Raw genomic sequence first — 19,312 nt, 5'->3', positions numbered from 1 at the left:
AGTTTTCACGGAATGTTGTGAAAACGGTTTCAACGCTGGGTTATCATGTCGATGTTCGCGCTAACAAAAACGTTATCGAAGGAGACACCATGCAGACGAACATCCCGACGCATCCGACGCGGACTGCGGCCCTGGCGCTCGCCCTGTGTTTCGCGGCCGCCGTGCCGGCGGGGGCGGCCACGTACCCGTTCCAGGACCCGCACCTGGCCCCGCAGCAGCGCATCGCCAACATCCTCTCGCTGATGACGCCCGACGAAAAGATCGCCGCGCTGTCGCCGGATTCCGGCGTGCCGCGCCTCGGCATCCTCAGCTTCGGCGCCACCGAGGGCATCCACGGCCTCGTCCAGCGCGGCGAATCCAAGCGCCAGCGCGAGCCGATCACGACGACGCAATTCCCGCAGCCGCCCGGCATGGGCGCGACCTGGGACCCGGACCTCGTGCGCCAGGCCGGCGCCGTGCAGTCGACGGAGGCGCGCTACATCACGCAAAGCACCCGGTACAAGCATCCGATGCTGATGCAATGGGGCCCGCAGGCGGATCTTGCGCGCGACCCGCGCTGGGGCCGCAGCGAAGAGGTGTACGGCGAAGACCCGTTCCTCGTCGGGACGATGGCCACCGCGTTCGCGCGCGGCATCCAGGGCGACGACCCGAAATACTGGCGCGGCGCCGCGCTGCTGAAGCACTTCCTCGCCAACAGCAACGAGAACGGGCGCGGCAACTCGTCGTCCAATTTCGACGAGCGCCTGTTCCACGAATACTATGCGGCCCCGTTCCGCATGGCGTTCCAGGAGGGCGGGGCGCGCGCCCTGATGGCGTCGTACAACGCCTGGAACGGGACGCCGATGGACGTGAACCCGGTGCTGCGCAGCATCGTGATCAAGCAGTGGGGCGCGGACGTGATCTCGAGCGACGGCGGCGCCATCAGTACGCTGGTGAAACTGTATAAACGGTATCCGAACCAGAAGGAAGCGGCCGTCGCGGCCCTGAAGGCCGGCGTCAACCAGTACCTCGACAAATACCGGGACGAGCTGCACGCCGCACTGAAGGACGGCACCATCACCGTCGCCGACCTGGACGAGGCGCTGGCCCGCAAGTTCCGCACGACGATCAAGCTGGGATTGATCGACCCGCCGGCCGGCAACCCGTATGCCGCCATCAAGGACGGCCCGGCGCCGTGGGACGGCGCGGCGCACCAGGCGGTGTCGCTGCGCATGGCGCTGGAATCCATCGTGCTGATGAAGAACGACGGCCACGCGCTGCCGCTCGCGAAGAAGGGTATCAAGCGCATCGCCGTGATCGGCCCCCACGCGGACAGCGTGCACTGGGACTGGTATGGCGGCGTCCCGCCGCACAAGGTGACGGCGCTGGCCGGCATCAAGGCCGCCGTGGGCCCGGACGTGCAGGTCGACTACGCGTTCGACAACGCGAACGGCGCGGCCGTGAAGGCGGCGCGCGAGGCCGACGTGGCCATCGTCGTCGTCGGCAACGACCCGACGTGCGGCCCGAACATGGCGCACGAGTGGACGGATGCCGGCACCAAGCCCTGCGCCGACCCGGGCGACGGCCGCGAGGGGCGCGACCGCGAGTCGCTGGCGCTGGCGCAGGAAGGTCTCGTCAAGCAGGTGCTGGCCGCCAACCCGCATACGGTGATGGTGCTGGTGTCGAGCTTCCCGTTCACGATCAACTGGGCCAAGGAACACGTGCCCGCGATCGTGCAGATGGCGCACGCGTCGCAGGACCAGGGCACGGCGCTGGCGCAAGTGCTGTTCGGCGACTACAACCCGGGCGGCAAGCTGGTCGAGACGTGGCCGGCGGCAGAGTCTCAGTTGCCGCCGATGATGGACTACGACATCCGCCACGGCCGCACGTACATGTATTTCAAGGGCCAGCCGCTGTTCCCGTTCGGGCACGGCCTGTCGTACACGACGTTCAAGTACGCGAAGCTGCGCACGAGCGCGCCGGCGCTGGCGGCGGACGGCAGCGTGACGGTCGACGTCGACGTCGCCAATACGGGCAAGGTCGCGGGCGACAGCGTCGTCGAGCTGTACGCGGCGTGGCCCAAGTCGCGGGTGGCACGCCCGCGCGAGGCACTCGTCGGATTCCAGCGCGTGCACCTGAAGCCGGGCGAGAAGCGCACCGTGCACATCCCGCTCGCCGCCAAGCGGCTCGCCTACTGGAACACCCAGGCCAAGCGCTTCGACGTCGAACCCGTGCCCGTGACGCTGATGGTCGGCGAATCGTCCGCGGACATCAAGCTGACGGCGACGCTGCCGGTGCGTCCGCACTGAGCGCGTGGCCGGGCGCGCCGGCCAGGTGACGGCCGAGGCGCCAGCCCAGGCACAGCAGGGTGAGCGTCGGCGGCAGGCCCCACGGTTCCGGGAGCGCCGACGCGTCGCACACGTACAGGCCGGGGACGGCCGTGCGCAGGTCGGCGTCCAGCGCGCGGCCGATGCGCACCGTGCCGCCGGGATGGGCGGCGAAGTGGTGGCTGGCGAAGATGCGGCGTGCGCCCGCCTGTTCCAGGATGCCGCGCGCGATCGCGGTGCCGTCCGCGAGGCGGCGGCGGTCGGCCGGATGCAGCGTCTTGTCGACCCAGCGCGGACCGACGTCGCCGCCGATCTCGTCGCGGATCTTGACCATGATCGTGAGCGTGCGGGCGTGCGCGAACAGCCGGTCGACGCGGCCCGCCTGCGCCGCGAACGCCTGGTACATGGGGCGGGGCAGCGTGAGGTCGGACAGCGTGATGCCGGCCTGCGGGTCGCTCATGCCGGCCGCCATCGGCACTTCCGCGCCGCCCCCTTCGATGGCGTCGACGGTGCCCATCACGGCGACGACGGGATCGCTGAAGAACGGGACCGGCCCCGCCAGCAGCCCGGACGCGCGCAGGATGCGGGGACTGCCGATGCCGCCGGCCGCCAGCACGACGCGGCCCGCGCGGAACGCCTGCGCGCGGCCGGCGACGATGGCCTCGACGCCCACCGCCCGTCCGCCTTCCACCAGCACGCGCGTCACGCGCGCGTCCGTCACTAGCTGCGCGCCGTGGGCGCGGGCGTCGTCGACGAGTTCGCGCGCCGTCCACTTGGCGCCGAACGGGCAGCCGTAGACGCAGCGCCAGCAGCCGGTGCGGCAGCTGGCCGGCCGGATCATCTTGTCCAGCTTGCGCCAAGGGAGGCCGCGGGCCTGCGCCGCCGCCATGATGCGCGCGGCCATCGGGCCGACGAGGCCGTCGGGCAGCGGTGCCATCGGCAATTCCGCACGCCAGGCCGCCAGCGCGGGCGCGAGGTCGATCCCGTGCGCCGCGAACATGGGCGCCGGCGGTGCGGCAGCAGTGGCAAAATTGATGGTGGAGGTGCCGCCCGTCGTCAGCGCGCGCACGAGCAGCGACAGGTCGCGGTGCAGGAACGCCCCCTTGCCGGGGACGGCGGCCATGGCGGCCATCTGCGCGAGCGTGCCGGCCAGCGGCGCGGCGTCGCCGGCTTCCAGCATCAGCACGCGCGCGCCGGCCCGCGCGAGTTCGCGGGCGACGCTGGCGCCGCCGGGGCCGGTGCCGGCCACGACGGCGTCGAAGGAAGAGGTGGGGGCGGACATGGGCGCATTGTACCGCTCACGCCCGCCCCGCAGGCAACGCTTGCGTCAGGACGTCATGCGGTCCCATCCCGAGCGCACGGCCGCCTTCATGCGCTCCCACGTCGAGGTGCCCCTGTCGCCGTAGCGCGTATCCCAGTCGCTGCGCAGGTCGGACTCGACGTCGTCCCAGTCGCGGCCCTGGTAGCGGGCGTTGCGGCGCATCTCGTAGCCGTAGCGGTAGGCCGGCGCGTAGTCGTCGTAGGTGCCGCCCAGGCGTGCGTAATTCGTCTGCCAGTCCTGGCGGTAGTACGCGTCGTCGTCGGCCGTGCCCTGCAGCGGCTGGACCTCGACTTCCGTGTGGCGCACCGTGTCCTTGACGTTTTGCTGGCGCTGGCTGACTTCCTTGCCGACGACGACTTCCTCCACCACGCGGGCGGACTTCTGCACGACGGCTTCCTCGGCCGTTTCGCGCAGCTCGATCGTCTTGTCCTTGAACGCGGCGGCATCGGCCGGATTGACCGGCTGGTCGACCGGGTGGCGTTCCACGCTGACGTGTTCCTCGCGCAGCGCCACCGTTTCGTTCACGGGCGTCTCGACGACGCGCGAGAACACGCGCACGCCGCCCCGTTCGACCACGCGCTTGCCGATCCGGACCTCTTCCTGCAGGACGGGGATCGCGGCCTTGCCGGTCTTGTCGATGGTCCTGTCGACGGCCGTGTCGCGCTGCAGCGAATCGGTGCGCAGGTCGGCGCGCGTGTCGGACAGGTTGCCCGACATGCTGCCGCTTTGCGTCCCGGACTGCATCGTGCCCGCCGTCGCCTGCGACGTGGACGGCTGGTAGGCGCCCGCGCCCAGCGTGGCGGCATTGCCCGTCAGGTCGTGGCGCTCGTCGATGTCGATGGGGCCGAAGCGCTCGATCAGGTCGGCCGCGCGCTCGACCTCGGGCTCGGAGTCGGTCGTCAGGGTCAGCACGTGCTGGCCGGCCGTGACGGCGTTCGAATAGCGGATGGCGTGTTCGTCGTGGTCGGTGCCGAACAGGTTCTCGAAGAAGTGCTTGATCGAGGCGCCGACGCCTTCCTCATGGGTGGTGCGGGTCGTCGTGTCGGTGGTCGTGCCGGCGATTGTGCCGGCGGTGGTGCCGGACAGGTCGGCGCTGGACACGTTGACGTTCTCGCGTGTGAAGCCTGACGCCAGCAGTTCGTCCAGCGCGTTCTGGGCATCGCTGCGGTTGTCGAAAACCGCGACTAGGGTATGTTGCATGATGCGTCCTCCAGTGATTGTCACGTGGTTGATGTGTCGCCGTGCTCGTCGAAGCGCTCCACGCCGACCTGCTCGGACTTGAGCATGACGGTGTCGACGTGGCGTTCCTCGCGGCGGGTGCGGGTGATGTGGAGCTCTTCCTTGATGCGCAGGCGCCGTTCGACGACCAGCACTTCTTCAAGGATCGGGACCACGAGCGTATCCCCTTCGTAGCGGGTCGCGGGCGCCTGGTCCAGCGGGACGATGCGGTCCACCGGCACGTGGTTGACCTGGACGTCGTCGTGCATCAGGCTTTCGTCGATCCGGCAGGGGTGTTCGGCGACGGTCTTGTGGATGCGTACGCCGCGCCCCGAGTCGACGATCCGTTTCTCGACCCACGCCTCCTCGCGGACAACGGGGATCTTGAACAGTTCCTCGTTCTCCTGATTGAGTTGTGATGGGTCAATTGACACGGTTCGCCTCCGGGATCACGACGTGGAGCGACCGAGGTTACTCCAACTGTCAAGCTTCCCGCGCACCGTTGCCCGCGCTCAAACGAGGCTGTAGTCTGGCTCTTACAAGCAGCTTCCCTCGATTACCGTCGTGGCAACGCGTCGAGGATTCCCGCGGACACCCGCAGCGCCGTGCCGTGCCGCATGCGCCGCGCCGTGCCTTCATCGGGGAAATGCATGCTGGCGGTCACGTCTTCCCAATGCACGAGATCGCGCGAACGCAGCGCGCCGTAGTGTTTCGTCATGTAGGCGTCGTAGTACACGATGACGTCGTCGCCCACCTGCAGCGCCGTCGGACCTTCCGTCCACAGCCCGGCAGGCGTGATCGGGGCGCCCAGCGGCGCGAACGGGCCCTGCAGGCTGGCCGCCCGCGCCAGCTGCAGGTATTTGCGCGGCGGGTGGCGCGTCTCGTCCTTCACGAGCAGCCAGTCGCCCCGCGTCGTGCGCACGAAGGTCGCGTCGATGACGGAAAAGCCGGGGTCGTAGAACAGGCGCGTGGGCGTGAAGGTCGCGAAGTCGCGCGTCGTCGTCGCGTAGATGCGGTGGTTGTATTTGTTCGTGCCTGCGGCGTCGCCGGCCGCGTCGGATTGCGGGAAGCGGCCGGGGATCGTCGACGACCAGAAGATCAGGTATTCGCCGCGCTTCTCGTCCCACGCGATTTCCGGCGCCCATGCGTTGAGTGCGGTCGGCTCGTGCGCCATCACGGGCAGTTCGCGCTGGGGCGACCAGTGCACGAGGTCGGGCGAGGACGCGTAGCCGATGCCGCCTTCGTTCCAGCCGCTCGTCCACACCATGCGGTAGATGCCGTCCGGGCCGCGCAGGATGCATGGGTCGCGCATCAGTTTCGCCTTGCCGACTTCGGGCGCGAGGAAGCTGCGGCCGCCGTTCAACGCTTCCCAATGGTAGCCGTCGCGGCTGCCGGCCAGGTGCAGGCCGTCCTCGCCGTTGCCGATGAAGTAGGCGAACACGTACGCGTCGCGGGACGGCGCGACGGTCGCGCAGCCGGCCAGCGCGCCGGCGGCGATGGCGGCCAATGCCGCGCGCCGCTTCATTTGTGCGCCTCGTCGCCCAGCGGGCGTTGTTCGGTATGGTGCGGGCTCGCCGCCACGGCGAAGGCCGCGACCGGATCGGGATGCGCGGGGTCGAACGTGAAGCCGTCGACGATGAACCGCGCCGCCGGCACGCGCGCCTGCGCGAGGCCCAGCACGACGGCCTTGGCCAGTTCGTAGGCGCCGTAATTGTCGTGGTGCGTGTTGTCCAGCCGGCCCGGCGCCGGCAGCGCGAACGCGGCCTTCGACCCTTCCGGCCCGAGCGCTTCGTAGAACGCCTTGCTCATCGTGTTCAGGTCGACGAACGGCACGTCCAGTTCGCGCGCGGACTGGCGCGCGGCCTCCGCGTAATCCTTCAATGACGGGATGACGTGGCCGTTCGCGTCGAAGCCGCGGCGCTCCATCGGCGACACGATCACGGGCAGTCCGCCGTGCGCACGGATGGCGTCCACGTGGGCCTTGATCTCCGCCTTGTAGGTCGTGAACGGGCCGCCCTTGCCGGTCTTGATCTGCTTCTGGTCGTTGTGGCCGAACTGCATGACGACCGTGTCGCCCGGCTTCATCACGCTGAGGATCTTGTCGAGGCGGCGGCGCGCGAGCGAGTCGCGGTAAGTCTCTCCGGATTCGCCGTGGTTGGCGACGGCGATGCCGGGCTTGAAGAAGCGCGGCAGCATCTGGCCCCAGCTGTCGTAGGGTTCCGCCGGCTGGTCGCAGACAGTCGAATCGCCCAGCAGGAACAACGTCGGTACGTCGACGGGTGCGATCGCGATCGTGCGCACGGCCGGGTGCGCGCCGTTGATTTCCAGGGTCAGGCGCCGGTCCCAGGCCCACGCTTCCGTGACCGTCTCGCGCGGCGCCTTCAGTTTTACCTGCCCGGCCGCGATGCCGTTCGCCGCCGCGATCGCGGGCGTGCGCACGTTGACGTCGAAGGTCTTCGTGATCGTCTCGCCCGGCCGGGTGCCGACGTTTTCCAGCATCAGGCGGCGCAGTTCCGCTTTCACAGTCGTCGTGGCGGCCGCCTTGTCGTCGCCCAGCGTGACGGTCACCGCGTAATTGCCGTCCGGGAGATCGACGGAAAAGTAATAAGGATGGACGCCGTCCGGCCGGCCGCCCGGCTCGAAGCCGTAGCCGCGCGCGGGCGTGTAGTCGGTGTCGACCTGCGTGTAGCCGGCCGGCGCCTTGCCGGGACCGAAAGCGAATTGCCACGCGCCGGCCGCGTGGGCCTGGGCCGCGCAGGCGGCAAGGAGGAGGGCGCCGGCGGCGCCGCGGAAGGATGGATTCATGTGTCTCATGGTCGATGGAGGTTCAGCGCTCGAACGCGCCCAGGTCCGGCGCCTTGCCCCGGTAGGGTAGCCCAATGTCGACGCCCTTGTCGACGACGGCGCTGGCCGCGCTGGGGTGGAACATGGGGACGTCGGGCAGGCTGCCGTCCGGCTTGCGGGGGGCGTCCCAGCCGGCGGCCGCCACGCTGTCGAAGTCCGCCGGAGAGAGCGCCAGGCCCAGGTCCCAGGAATTGGCCGCGCTGTCGCTGGCGCCGATCTTGACCTTGGCCGCCGACGGGTAGGCGAGGTTGTTGCGCAGCCGGCCCAGGTAGACCGGACTGCCGTCCGGCGCGATGCCCAGCATGTTGAAGTCGACGGCATTGCCGAACGCCGTGTTGCCGGTGAAGTCCAGCGCCAGCGGGTGGTGGTTCGCATAGAAGCCGGACACCTTGTTGTCGAAGGCGACGGAAAAGCGCACGACGTGCTCGACGCCGTTCGGCACGTACCTGCCGCTGTAGCCGCCCGCCTTGATGCCGTTGCCGTTGCCCGCGGCCAGCGGCGTGTGCGTGCCGGGCAGATAGCCTTGCTGCCAGGCCCACGAAGACTCGATCGTCACCGGGGAGTAGGCGTTGATCAGGTCGAAGCCGTCGTCCGAGTTCGCCCACGCGCGGCAGCCGCGGAACACGTTGCCCGGGTGGCCGGCGCTGACGTGGGCGCCGAAGCCGTCCGCGCTCTGGCCCGCGCCGTTCGACGTGTACGGGTCGTAGTTGTGGTGCGAATCGCTGTTCAGCACGAGGTTCCAGCCGCCGTCCTTGATGAACAGCCCGGGTCCCATGTTGTGGTGCAGGTTCAGTTGCTCGAACACGTCGTGGTTCGCCTTGATCCACACGCCCCACGATTCGTGGTTCAGCCGATTGTCCGGCTGCTGCGGCGCACCGGTGATCTCCAGGCCTTTCAGGCGGATCCAGTCGGCGACGACTTCGATGCCCTTGATGCGGCAATCGTCCTTCATCGCGGCGAAATCGAACACGGGCGTCTCGCCCGGATACGCCCAGTAGCGGATCGGCTGCGCCTCCGTGCCGCTCTTGTCGAGGACGATGGCGGCGACGGCCGCGCGGCGCGATGCGCAGGCCGCCGTCGCATGCGTGTAGACGTAGCGGCCGCCGCGGAAATACACGGTGTCGCCGGGCTGCGCGACGGCCTGCGCGTGGGCGAACGACTGCCACGGCGCGCCCAAGGTGCCGGCGGCCGTGTCGCTCCCGGTGGGGGCCACGTAATAGGTCGCCGCGCTGGCGGGAACGGCCAGGAAGGCCGCAGCGATGAAAGAGCAGGGACGCAAACTATTCTCCTAACAGAGTATGCCAGTAGGGTGGGCACCTCTGTGCCCACCAAACGCAAGCCGGTCCACGAACGCATGGTGGGCACGTGATTGATGCCGCCGGCATCAATCACCCCACCCTACTGGAACAGGTTTCAAGTGCGGGGCAGTGCGGCGCCGATCAGCGCCAGGTTCTGGATGGCGGCCAGTCCCCATTGCGCCGTCTCGTTGGTGCTGGCCCACGGGACTTCGTCGACGGGGTTCAGGACGTCCGGCCCCGCCACGTGGACCGTGCGGAACGGCCGCGGCGCGTGCTCGCCGGCGAACTCGCGCCAGGCGCGGCGGGCCAGCGCGGGGTCGTGCCGCTTCCAGGCGGCGTATGCGGTCAGGCGCGAGTGGCCCACGTACAGCGCGTGCGTGGCGCCGTGCGGCTTGCCGAGGCGCCGGCGCTGTTCGTCCTCGGGCGCGTTGAACAGCTCGCAGTAATCCAGCCACGCCGCCTCGAACGCCCGGTCGCCCGTCAGGCGGATCAATTCGTCGAAGATCTCGACGGCGCCGAACACGGCGTTCAGGTGCAGCGCCTTCACGCCGTTGCCGATCATATTGTGCAGGTGGCCGGTGTCCGGCTCGTAGCCCATGCGGTCGCCGTTGAAGAAGCCGTGCGGCATGGCGGCGATGTCGCGCATGCCGGTCAGGATCTTGTCGCGGTAATGCGTGCTGCCGCTGCGCTCCCATTCCGTGAGCCAGTTCGCGACGAGCGATGCCCAGTCCGTGCCGAAGCTGATTCGCGCCGGATACGGGCCCTTGGGCGGCTGGTTCGCCAGCTTGCGCACCGGGTCCACGGCGTCCAGCTTGCGGTCCGCCTCCAGCACTTCGCGCAGGATGTCGCCGATGCGCTCGTCGCCCGTCAGGTAGTAGTAGAAACGCTTGTAGACGGCCGTGCTGATGCGCACCTGCTTGGCGCTGCAGCCCCAGTGCTGCACGTTGTGGCGCGAACCGAGGCCGGCGAAGCGGCCGGCATGATAGGTATCGACCTCGCTCGTGTGGCGCTCCATCGCCTCGCCCATGCGGAAGACGTCGGCGCGGCCGGTGCGCAGGAACGAGTACCACAGCCACAGGTCGGGCGACAGTTCCGAATTGTCCCAGGCGAAGCCGCCCACGTCGTAGCGCCACTCGTGGCGGTCGGCGTCGTAGGTGTGGCGGATGTCGCCGTAGTCCCAGAACCCGTACCAATGGCGCTGTTCGACCTCGTTGCGGTAGAACGCGAAGCGGGCGTCCAGCTGGTCCTCGATGGCGGCGCGGGCGGGCGTGGTCCGGTCGGGCAGCGACCACAGCGTCCCGAACACCTCGGTCGCCAGCATGTGCGCGGGCGCGGGCACCAGCTGCGGCGGGGTCTGCACCGCTTGCGCGATGCGCACGAGGTGCTCGCGCGGCGGCGTCGCCTCGAACGCCCACAAGGTGATCTCGCTGCTGCGCGCGACGCCCACCGGCGTGCCGAAGCCCTTTTCGTAGTCCTCGTACGTGATGTCGAGACCCTGCAATTCCTGCGCATGGGTGGCCATGCCCATGCCGTCGTGGTAGAAGCGCAGGTCCATCGCGGGCGCGTCCGGGGACCACATCCAGACCGTGGCGCGCGCGGTGTCCGTGTGGGCGTCGCGGATGTCCAGCTGCGTCGGGTGGCGCTGCCAGAAGTCGCGCAGGCCGAACGCGACGCCGCCCGAGACGCCGCCCACATAACCGCAGCCCGGCGCGCGCCGGCCCCATGCGGCCTCGATCCACCCGCAGCCGGCCTTGGTGCGCTTGCGGATGCGGAAGCCGTCGGCGGAAAGCTGGGACAGCGACACGTCGCCCCACGCCGGCACGAGGTGCAGCAGCGGGCGTACCCGGTCCGACGCGGGCGGGCAGCGCTCGCCCGCCAGCTGGGCGCGACGCACGTCGGCGCCGGGATCGCGCCGCAGGCCCGTCAGGTTGCGCACGCCTTCCGCCCACAGGCCACCGTTCTCGCCGGCGAAGCGCACGTGGCGGTCGTGGAGTTCGTCGCGCATGGGCACGTCGAACGAAAGACCGATGCCGCGCACGAAATCCCGGTGCTCGTCGCCGTCGAAGACGAAGGTGTGCATGATGCGCACGGATTCGGCGCCGGCGTAAAAATACAGGCGGACGGTGAACGGCAGCCAGCCGCGCTCCCGGTTGCGGTGCCGGCCTTCCACCTTGACGACGCTGCGCACCAAGCCTTCCTGCTCCACCGTCACGCGTTCGACGTCGCTCTGGAATTCGGCGCGGCGCGTGCTGCCTTCCGGCGCGTCGTCGCACAGCGCGACGAGGCGCACGTCGCGCGCGATGTCGCCTCCCGCGCGGCGAATGGTCCGCACGAGCACGGGCCCGCGCGGCGGCACGGCGCATTCGATCACGCCCGTGTCCACGGCGACGACGCCGTCGGGCCCGCGCCGCACGGTGACGTGGTGCTGGGCGCGGGCGCGCGACGTGCCCGGGCGCACGCGCAGGGCGGCGTCCGGATGGGCATCGCTGCCCAGCGCATGGGCCGTCCATTTCAGCGAACCGTCCGGCCAGAACGCGAGCGGCCAGGTTTGCGCCGGCACGTCGCCGGACGCGCCCTCGACGGCGAACGGCTGGTCCTTGGGGAACGCGCCGCGCGGCCACGGCACGCCGAACGTGGCGCCGGCGCTGCCGTCCGGGCGGCCTTCCAGCCAGGACACGTCGGCGCCGTCGGCCGGCGCGGTGGCGGCAGACGGTGCGGCGGGGGCGGCAGCTGAAGGATGGCCCAGCGGCAGCGCGGCCGCCAGTGTCGTGGCGCGGAAGAAGTCGCGGCGCGTGAAACCCCGTGTGGCGCCGTCCATCGTCAGCGCGTGGACAGGCTGACGTGCACGGGCGACGCGACACGCGCCGCCTCGTCGGCAACGTAGCGTTTCCACTGCTGCGCGGACGTGATCTCGCCGGCGCGCGTCCACGCGGCGCCGACGTAGTAGCGCAGCGGTCGGCCGGACGTGGCCGGGGCCAGCATGAACGCGTTGCGGGCATCCGCGCCGTAGGCCGGCGTGCCGGCGGCCGGCACGATCACGGCGACGCCGAAGTCGCCCATGGTCTTTTGCGCGACCCATTGCACGAGGGCTTTCGACGCCTTGTCCTCGGTGAGCGTGGACTTGGCGTCCTCGCCCTTGTCGGCCGGTTCCTTGTTCAGGCCCACGGCCACCGTCAGCGGACGGCCGCCGGCGAACGTGAACGTGCTGTCGATGCGGTCGAAGTAGTGGCCCGCGTCCACCGTGAAGCGCTTGACCTCGGCGACTTGCGTGCCGGCGGCGTCCCAGCCGTCGTACGTCAGCTCGAAGATGGCGCGCAGTGGGCCATTGGCCAGGACCTTCCAGTGCGTGAAGTTGATGCCCGACCAGAGCTTCCCGCCGGACCAGATGCCCGTGCCGCCGGCGCCCAGCGTGGTGCCGACGTTGTACATGTCGAGGCCTTCGCCCTCGTCGTGGTGGTAGTGGTCGTGGCCGACGTTGTACCAGCGGTCGACGATCGGATAGGGCACGCGCTTGAACCAGATATCCAGGCCGCTCGTCTTGAGCACTTCCTTGTCGGAGCCGGCCGGCGCCGGGGCGGCGAGGGCGGGGCCGTAGGTGCGGTGCGCGATCTTGTCGTTTTCCCACGCGAAGTCGTCCAGGCGCTCGGGCACGATGCGGGCCGAGACCTTGGCCGGGAACGGCGGCACGACGGCATCAAGCTTCTCGACGGTGAACGTGGCGCGCTTTTCGCCGGGCGCGAAGTCGTGCTGGAACAGCAATTCGCCGTAGGCCACGCCGATGCGCTGCGGGTCCTTCGCCTCCGGCGCCACGTTCGTCACCTGGTACGGCAGCACGTGCCCGGCCGCGTCCCTGACGACGATGTGCTGGACGCCGGCATGCGGCAGCGCGTCGTTGACGCTCTTCCACGGCACGGTAATGGTCTCGGAAGGGCGCGCGATGGACAGGTCCTGGGTGACGGTGATGGTCAGGCGCTCGGCGGCGGTGGCGGCGGTGGCCGTGGCGGCGGCGAGGGCGAACAGCGACAGGCGGAGGTGCATGGGAAGGTTCATCGTTCGTTCGGGTTGCGGCGGTTGAGGGATCGCGGGATGTTACCCGCCGAGTATCGAGCGGGAGCGGCGCGGGTGTCAACGAACGGGCGGCGGCGCGCGGCATTTAGTCAGCGCGTTGAGCGGATCGTATTGACGGTGTGACCCGCAAAGCCAGTGTTTTGGCTCGCAGGGACAAGGCGCCGCACGCTGGCGGGCAGGCGCTTTCCATTACTCTAATGGTGCTTGCCGTTCATGCAACGTGGACGCGGGCCAAGAGGAGATAACACGAAGGTCGGAAAGACCGGAAGGGGAGACATGAAAGACAAGTACAAGCTCGTAGGGCCGATCTACGACTGGCTCAGCGCTTTCTACAGCGGCAAATCGATCCATCGCTGCAAGGTCGCGATGCTGGACAAGCTGCGGCCGGGCGACCGGGTGCTGTTCGCCGGCGTCGGCCACGGCCGCGACGCGGTCCATGCGGCGCGCCTCGGCGCCGACGTCACGGTGGTCGACCTGTCGGCCACGATGCTGAAGAAATTCCAGGCGAACCTCGAGCGCGAAGGCGTCGTCGTGCGCATCCGCCAGGTGCACAGCGACATCATGCTCGTCGAGGAGTTCGAGCAGTACGACATGGTGGTCGCGAACTTCTTCCTGAACGTGTTCGACCAGGACATGATGCTGCGCGTGCTGGCGCACCTGATCCGCCTGGGCCGCCCGGGCGCGCACATCGTCGTCGGCGATTTCTCGTTCCCGACCGGGAATGTGTTCAGCCGCGCGTTCAAGACCCTGTACTGGTACGGGGCCGTCGGCTTCTTCTGGCTATTCGCCGGAAACGCCTTCCACAACATCTACGACTATCCGGCGTGGATGAGGAAGTTCGGCCTCCAGGTCAGCGAACAGAAGCACTACAAGCTGCTGCTGCTCGACTGCTACTGGTCCGTCCTGGGCCGCAAGCCGGCCTGAGACGCCGTTCCGACGCGCAGCATCGCCGCGGCCGCGCCGGGCCGCGCGGGCGCGCACGTCCATCGAATCCAACCGGAGCCCACATGAGCCAACAAGCCGCCGCGCTGGAGCGGCGCATCGCCGCCGACCTGTCCCATCACGATACGGCCAGGCGCGCCGCCTGCCTGCGCCAGTCCGGCAGCCACGCGCTGTCGTTCTGCACCATGCAGCCGGGGATGTCGTACTTCGAGGTGCCCGGCGCCGGCTACATCGCGTACGCGAAATACTGGGGCATGCGGTTCGCGCTGGGCGAACCCGTGTGCCCGCCGCACCTTGCGAACGCGATGCTCGACGCCTTCCTCGACCGCCATCCGGACGCCATCTTCGTCCAGGTGGGAAAGCAGGTCGTCGACCACCTGCACGCCCGCCACGGTTATTACGGCACGCAGTTCGGCAGCGAGGCGCGCATCGACCTCGCCGGCTGGTCGCTGCGCGGCGCCCGCAAGCAGGTGATCCGCACCGCCATCAACGGCGCGCGGCTGGACGGCATCGAGATCCGCGAGGGCGGCTTCGACCACGACGTGCGCCGTATTTCCGAAGCGTGGATCCGCACACGGCGCTGCAAGAACAACGAGATCCGCTTCCTGATCCGGCCGATGATCGTCGACTACCGCGAAGGCACGCGCTATTTCTACGCCTATCGCGACGGCGAGGCCGTCGGCTTCGTGTTCTTCGATCCGATCTACCGCGACGGCCGCCTGGCCGGCTACGTGCCGAACATCTCGCGCTCGTCCGCCAACTTCCGCCAGGGCCTGTGGTACGCGCTGATGGCGCACGCGCTCGCGCGCTTCCAGGAAGAAGGCGTGCCGTTCGTCGCCCTCGGCCTGACGCCGCTGATGCTGGCCGCGGAGGTCGAACCGCAGGAGTCGCGCGTGCTGCGCGCCACGCTGTCCGTGATCCGCGAGCGGATGGACTTCCTGTACAACTTCAAGGGGCTGGAATTCGCCAAGTCGCGCTTCCAGGGGCAGGTCGAGAAGACGTATTGCTGCCACCGGCGTGCGCTTCCGGCCCTCGCGATGACGGCCATGTTCCGCCTGACGCGGATCATCTGAGCCAATCACACGGAGACACCATGACGACATCCATCAACGACGCCGCCGCCGCGGTGCCGGACGTGCGCTTCGCCTTCGCCGGCAAGCGCATCCTGCTCACGGGCGCGACGGGCTTCGTCGCGAAGGTCTTGCTGGAAAAGCTGATCCGCACCGTGCCCGACCTGGGGCGGGTCGTGCTCTTGATCCGCGCCGGCGAGCACGGCGACGCCCGCGCGCGCTTCGAGCGCGAGATCGCGGCATCGTCCGTGTTCGACCACCTGCGCGCCGTGCGGCCGGTCTGGCTGGACCGCTTCCTGGCCGAGCGCGTGGAATGCGTGACGGGCGAGATCACGGCACCGGACTTCGGCCTGGCGCCGGAACGCTTCGCGGCGCTCGCGCGCGACGTGGACGTCGTCGTGAACGCGGCGGCCAGCGTGGATTTCCGCGAACCGCTCGACCAGGCGCTGGCCATCAACACGCTCAGCCTGACTCACGTGACGGCGTTCGCGCGGGTCGCGGACGCGCCGCTGGTGCACGTGTCGACCTGCTACGTGAACGGCTTCAACCGCGGCGAGATGCGCGAGCAGGTGATGGCGCCGGCCGGTCCGGACGGCCGCGCCATCCCGCGCCACCGCGACGGCTGGTACGACGTCGACGCGCTGATCGCGTCGCTGCAGCGCAAGATCGAACGCGTGCGCGCGCGCGGCGGCGATCCGGAACGGCTGCGCCGGCGCCTGACGGACCTCGGCATCGCCCAGGCCCAGCGCCACGGCTGGAACGACACGTACACGTTCACGAAATGGCTGGGCGAGCAGGTCGCGCTGCGCGCCATGCACGGCCGCACGCTGACGATCGTGCGGCCGGCCATCATCGAAAGCACCTTGCGCGATCCGGTGCCCGGCTGGATCGAGGGCGTCAAGGTCGCGGATGCCGTCATCCTCGCCTATGCGCGCGGCAAGACGAGCTTCTTCCCGGCGCGGCGCGCGGGCATCATCGACATCGTCCCCGTCGACCTGGTCGCCAACGCGATCGCGCTGGCGGCCGCGGAGGCGCTGTACGGCGCGCCGCGCCAGCGCATCTACCAGTGCTGCAGCGGGTCGACGAATCCGCTGCCGCTCGGCGAGTTGATCCGCCTGCTGCAGACGGAAGCGAAGCGCAACTGGCGCCACTACGACCGGCTGTTCCATGCCGAACCCAGACGCGATTTCCGCACGGTAGGCGAGGGCACGTTCCGTTGCGTGCTGGGCGTCCTCGGGCTGGGCGCGACCGTGTGGAATGGTCTGCGCCGCCTGGCCGGCGCGCCCGGCGCCACGCGCGCGCTCGAGAAGCTGCGCACCACGCGGACGCTGGCGCTGACGTTCGCGTTCTACGCGCATCCGCGCTACCGCTTCCACAATGCCGGCCTGCTGGCGCTGGCCGCGCGCTTCGGGGAAGAGGGCCGCAAGCTGTATCCCGTCGACGCGCGCCAGATCGACTGGGAAGACTATCTGTGCCGCGTCCACATGGCGGGCCTGAACCGGTATGCGCTGCGGCGGCGGGATGCCGTGCCGGAGGCGGCGGCCGGCGCGCCGGCGGATGCGGGTGCGGGCGGGGAGGCGCTGGCGGCGCCGCAAGCGGCGCGCTGACGGACGGAGATCGGTGCGGCGGGCGGTTCGACGTCCGCCGCCTCGGGCACGGCGTCAATCAGCGGCACAGTTTTGCAACTAACCGACGAAGGCGCGCCGGAATCCGAAAAACCGCCACCAGGCTCGGCGGACGCCGCCGCCTTGCTGCGTAAATATGGCGCCGTGGATGTCGTGACTGCGCTATCATGTTTGCCCGCCGGACGTAACATCCGAGCAAGCCCGGCAGGTTCTCTGGAGGAGCCCGTGAACCTTTCGCCTTTGCCTCTCGCGGTCTTCGTCGTCGACGCGAACGGGGCCATCACGAGCTGGAACCGCGCCTGCGAAAAGCTGGCGGGCTACGGCGCGCCGGATATCCGCGACCGCCGCCTCGACACGATCATCGCCTTCGACGACACCGCTGCCGTCACGAGCATCCGCGACCGGGTCAACGCCGATTCGACGGGGGAGCTGATCTGCGCCGACGGCCACCGCGTCCCCGTGCGGGTGACGGTGGCGCCGCAGTCGCTCGATCCCGACCTGGCCTGCACCTACAGCGTGATCGTCGTGCCGCGCTCGGGCCTGGCGCCCACGCGCTATGCGCTGATCCAGGACCTGCCCATCGCCGACATCATCGAGGAATTGCCCTGCGTGTTTTACGTGATCGACCAGAGCGGACATCTGTTGCTGTGGAATCATCAGCTGGAAGAGGCGCTCGAGATGACGAGCGAGGAATTGCCGACGTCGAACGTCAAGCACTTCTTCGACGCGGCGGTCCAGCCGACGATCGTGCAAGAAATCCTGGAGGCGTTCAACCGCGGCTCATCGTCGCACGAGGCGGAGCTCGTCGGGCGGCAGGGCAAGCGCACGGCATTTCTGTTCCACTGCGCGCGGGCGAACCTGGGCAGCCTGCCGGTCGTGTTCGGCACGGGGCTGGACATCACGGCGCGCAAGCAGGCCGAGCACGGGCTGCGCGTGCGCGAGCGGGCCATGTATTCGAGCGTGAACGCCATCGTGATCACGTGCTGCGCCGACGGCGCCGACAACGTCATCGAGTACGTGAACCCCGCGTACGAACAGATCACGGGCTACACGCTGGCCGAGGTCAAGGGCAAGAATCCGCGGTTCATGCGGATCGAGGATTGCGACCTGGACGAGCGCCAGCGGATCCGCGACGCGCTGGCGCGCCGGGAGAGCGTGCGCGCCGTCATGCGCAACCGGCGCAAGAACGGCGAGATTTTCTGGAACGACCTGCGCATCGATCCGGTGACCGGCATGGACGGCGGCGTCACGCACTTCGTCGGGGTGATCAGCGACATCACCGAGGCCAGGCACTACGAGCGCCGGCTGCAGCACCTGGCCCACCACGACGCACTCACCGGCCTGGCCAACCGGACCCTGCTCCAGGAATGCCTGAAAGCCGCGATCGACGCCGCCGTCGCCCACCACAAGCAGGGCGCGCTGGCATTCCTCGACCTCGACAATTTCAAGCACATCAACGACACCTTCGGCCACGAGGCGGGCGACGCGGTCCTGCGCGAGGTCGCGTCCCGGCTGCGCGCCAGCATGCGCGAGGGCGACACGGTGGCGCGCCTGGGCGGCGACGAATTCGTGCTGGTGATCGCCGAGCAGTCCGACGTGGCCCAGTTGACGGCCCTCGTCGAGCGCATCCGCCAGAGCGTGTCGGCGCCGATCCACGTGGCCGGCAAGGAAATCCTGCCCGCCACGAGCATCGGCGTCAGCCTGTTTCCGCAGGACGGGCGCACGGTCGACCACGTCATGCGCGCCGCCGACGCCGCCATGTACCACGCCAAGACGCTCGGCCGCAACAACGTGCAGCTCTATTCGAAGGAGCTGAACCGGGTCGTGCACCAGCACCTGCTGCTGGAGGCGAGCCTGGCCCGCGCGATCCGCAACCGTGAGCTGATCCTCGGGTACCAGCCCAAGGTCGACCTGCGGACCGGCAAGGTGGTCGGCGCCGAGGCGCTCGTGCGCTGGCAGCACCCGGTCGACGGCATCATTCCGCCGGACGTGTTCATCCCCGTGGCCGAGCAGACGGGGCTCATCGTGCCGCTGGGCGAATGGGTGCTCGACGAAGCCTGCGCGACGTTGCGCACGCTCGGCGCGCTGGGCATCAGCGATTTCGTGATCGCCGTGAACCTGTCGGCGCGCCAGCTGCGCCAGCGCCGCTTCGTGCACCGTCTCGGGGAAACGCTGACCCGCCACGGCGTGCCCGGCCGCCTGCTGGAACTGGAGGTGACGGAAAGCCAGCTGATGGACCATCCGGACGAGGCGCGCGAGGCGCTCGACCAGCTCAAGCGCCTGGGCGTGCGGCTGTCCATCGACGATTTCGGCACGGGCTATTCGAGCCTCAGCCACCTGCAGAAATTCCCCGTCGACTGCATCAAGATCGACCGCTCCTTCCTCGGCGGCGCCACCGACCTCCATGACGGCCACGCCGTCATCACGCGCGCCATCATCGCGCTCGGCCACAACCTCAAGCTGCAAGTGATAGCGGAAGGCGTGGAAACGCACGAGCAGCTGGTGTTCCTGCGCGAACACGACTGCGACCAGATGCAGGGCTATTATTTCAGCGCCGCCGTCGCCCGCGACGGGCTGCAGGAGATGCTGCGGCGCGACGACCGCCTCGTGATGTAGCGGG

General features: G+C 69.3%; 13 protein-coding genes. 5 read left to right on the top strand and 8 right to left on the bottom strand.

Annotation, left to right across the window (positions count from 1 at the left end):
- The first annotated feature begins 89 nt into the window (after positions 1-89).
- Positions 90-2,288: a glycoside hydrolase family 3 C-terminal domain-containing protein gene (locus tag ISF28_RS16330; protein ID WP_198118232.1), complete on the top strand. Its 2,199-nt coding sequence runs from the start codon at positions 90-92 to the stop codon at positions 2,286-2,288.
- Here ISF28_RS16330 and ISF28_RS16325 read toward each other — a convergent pair.
- From ISF28_RS16325 to ISF28_RS16290, 8 genes are all read right to left on the bottom strand, one after another.
- Positions 2,251-3,588, bottom strand: coding sequence for a GMC family oxidoreductase N-terminal domain-containing protein (locus tag ISF28_RS16325; protein ID WP_198118231.1), 1,338 nt, complete (start codon positions 3,586-3,588; stop codon positions 2,251-2,253). The two genes, ISF28_RS16330 and ISF28_RS16325, sit on opposite strands and share 38 nt — an antisense overlap.
- Before the next feature lie 45 nt (positions 3,589-3,633).
- Positions 3,634-4,827, bottom strand: a complete 1,194-nt coding sequence (locus ISF28_RS16320; RefSeq protein ID WP_198118230.1) for a YsnF/AvaK domain-containing protein — start codon at positions 4,825-4,827, stop codon at positions 3,634-3,636.
- A 20-nt stretch (positions 4,828-4,847) separates the two neighbouring features.
- Positions 4,848-5,279, bottom strand: a complete 432-nt coding sequence (locus ISF28_RS16315; RefSeq protein WP_370663447.1) for a YsnF/AvaK domain-containing protein — start codon at positions 5,277-5,279, stop codon at positions 4,848-4,850.
- Positions 5,280-5,401: 122 nt separating this feature from the next.
- Positions 5,402-6,370, bottom strand: a complete 969-nt coding sequence (locus tag ISF28_RS16310; RefSeq protein ID WP_198118229.1) for a glycoside hydrolase family 43 protein — start codon at positions 6,368-6,370, stop codon at positions 5,402-5,404.
- A complete protein-coding gene (locus ISF28_RS16305) occupies positions 6,367-7,650 on the bottom strand; it encodes a rhamnogalacturonan acetylesterase (RefSeq protein ID WP_229519130.1) in 1,284 nt (427 codons plus the stop codon). The genes ISF28_RS16310 and ISF28_RS16305 overlap by 4 nt, the downstream gene beginning before the upstream one ends.
- 22 nt (positions 7,651-7,672) lie before the next feature.
- Positions 7,673-8,968: a right-handed parallel beta-helix repeat-containing protein gene (locus ISF28_RS16300; protein WP_229519129.1), complete on the bottom strand. Its 1,296-nt coding sequence runs from the start codon at positions 8,966-8,968 to the stop codon at positions 7,673-7,675.
- A gap of 134 nt (positions 8,969-9,102) precedes the next feature.
- On the bottom strand, positions 9,103-11,805 hold the full coding sequence (locus ISF28_RS16295) for an exo-rhamnogalacturonan lyase family protein (protein WP_198118227.1): 2,703 nt from the start codon (positions 11,803-11,805) through the stop codon (positions 9,103-9,105).
- A 2-nt stretch (positions 11,806-11,807) separates the two neighbouring features.
- A complete protein-coding gene (locus ISF28_RS16290; RefSeq protein ID WP_229519128.1) occupies positions 11,808-13,037 on the bottom strand; it encodes a BT3233 family polysaccharide utilization protein in 1,230 nt (409 codons plus the stop codon).
- Between the two features lie 294 nt (positions 13,038-13,331).
- Here ISF28_RS16290 and ISF28_RS16285 point away from each other — a divergent pair, with 294 nt between their 5' ends.
- The 4 genes from ISF28_RS16285 (at position 13,332) to ISF28_RS16270 (ending at position 19,308) form a co-directional block, all read left to right on the top strand.
- Positions 13,332-13,979 carry a class I SAM-dependent methyltransferase gene (locus ISF28_RS16285; protein WP_198118226.1) on the top strand — a complete coding sequence of 216 codons (648 nt, stop codon included), beginning with the start codon at positions 13,332-13,334 and terminating at the stop codon, positions 13,977-13,979.
- A gap of 83 nt (positions 13,980-14,062) precedes the next feature.
- Positions 14,063-15,070 (top strand): DUF2156 domain-containing protein, encoded by a 1,008-nt coding sequence (locus ISF28_RS16280; RefSeq protein ID WP_198118225.1) that lies wholly within the window; start codon positions 14,063-14,065, stop codon positions 15,068-15,070.
- 20 nt (positions 15,071-15,090) lie between these two features.
- Positions 15,091-16,674 (top strand): fatty acyl-CoA reductase, encoded by a 1,584-nt coding sequence (locus ISF28_RS16275; protein ID WP_198118224.1) that lies wholly within the window; start codon positions 15,091-15,093, stop codon positions 16,672-16,674.
- A gap of 243 nt (positions 16,675-16,917) precedes the next feature.
- Positions 16,918-19,308 (top strand): sensor domain-containing protein, encoded by a 2,391-nt coding sequence (locus tag ISF28_RS16270; RefSeq protein ID WP_198118223.1) that lies wholly within the window; start codon positions 16,918-16,920, stop codon positions 19,306-19,308.
- The last annotated feature ends 4 nt before the right edge of the window (positions 19,309-19,312 follow it).

Source organism: Massilia rhizosphaerae (genome assembly GCF_016093545.1).
In the GTDB taxonomy this organism is placed as follows: domain Bacteria; phylum Pseudomonadota; class Gammaproteobacteria; order Burkholderiales; family Burkholderiaceae_D; genus Telluria; species Telluria rhizosphaerae.
This window is presented reverse-complemented; position numbering and strand designations above follow the sequence as displayed.

Coding starts and splice junctions, on each gene's coding strand:
- ISF28_RS16295 (WP_198118227.1), bottom strand. CDS start 11,805: ATGGACGGCGCCACACGGGGTTTCACGCGCCGCGACTTCTTCCGCGCC.
- ISF28_RS16310 (WP_198118229.1), bottom strand. CDS start 6,370: ATGAAGCGGCGCGCGGCATTGGCCGCCATCGCCGCCGGCGCGCTGGCC.
- ISF28_RS16330 (WP_198118232.1), top strand. CDS start 90: ATGCAGACGAACATCCCGACGCATCCGACGCGGACTGCGGCCCTGGCG.
- ISF28_RS16320 (WP_198118230.1), bottom strand. CDS start 4,827: ATGCAACATACCCTAGTCGCGGTTTTCGACAACCGCAGCGATGCCCAG.
- ISF28_RS16275 (WP_198118224.1), top strand. CDS start 15,091: ATGACGACATCCATCAACGACGCCGCCGCCGCGGTGCCGGACGTGCGC.
- ISF28_RS16285 (WP_198118226.1), top strand. CDS start 13,332: ATGAAAGACAAGTACAAGCTCGTAGGGCCGATCTACGACTGGCTCAGC.
- ISF28_RS16280 (WP_198118225.1), top strand. CDS start 14,063: ATGAGCCAACAAGCCGCCGCGCTGGAGCGGCGCATCGCCGCCGACCTG.
- ISF28_RS16325 (WP_198118231.1), bottom strand. CDS start 3,588: ATGTCCGCCCCCACCTCTTCCTTCGACGCCGTCGTGGCCGGCACCGGC.
- ISF28_RS16305 (WP_229519130.1), bottom strand. CDS start 7,650: ATGAATCCATCCTTCCGCGGCGCCGCCGGCGCCCTCCTCCTTGCCGCC.
- ISF28_RS16290 (WP_229519128.1), bottom strand. CDS start 13,037: ATGAACCTTCCCATGCACCTCCGCCTGTCGCTGTTCGCCCTCGCCGCC.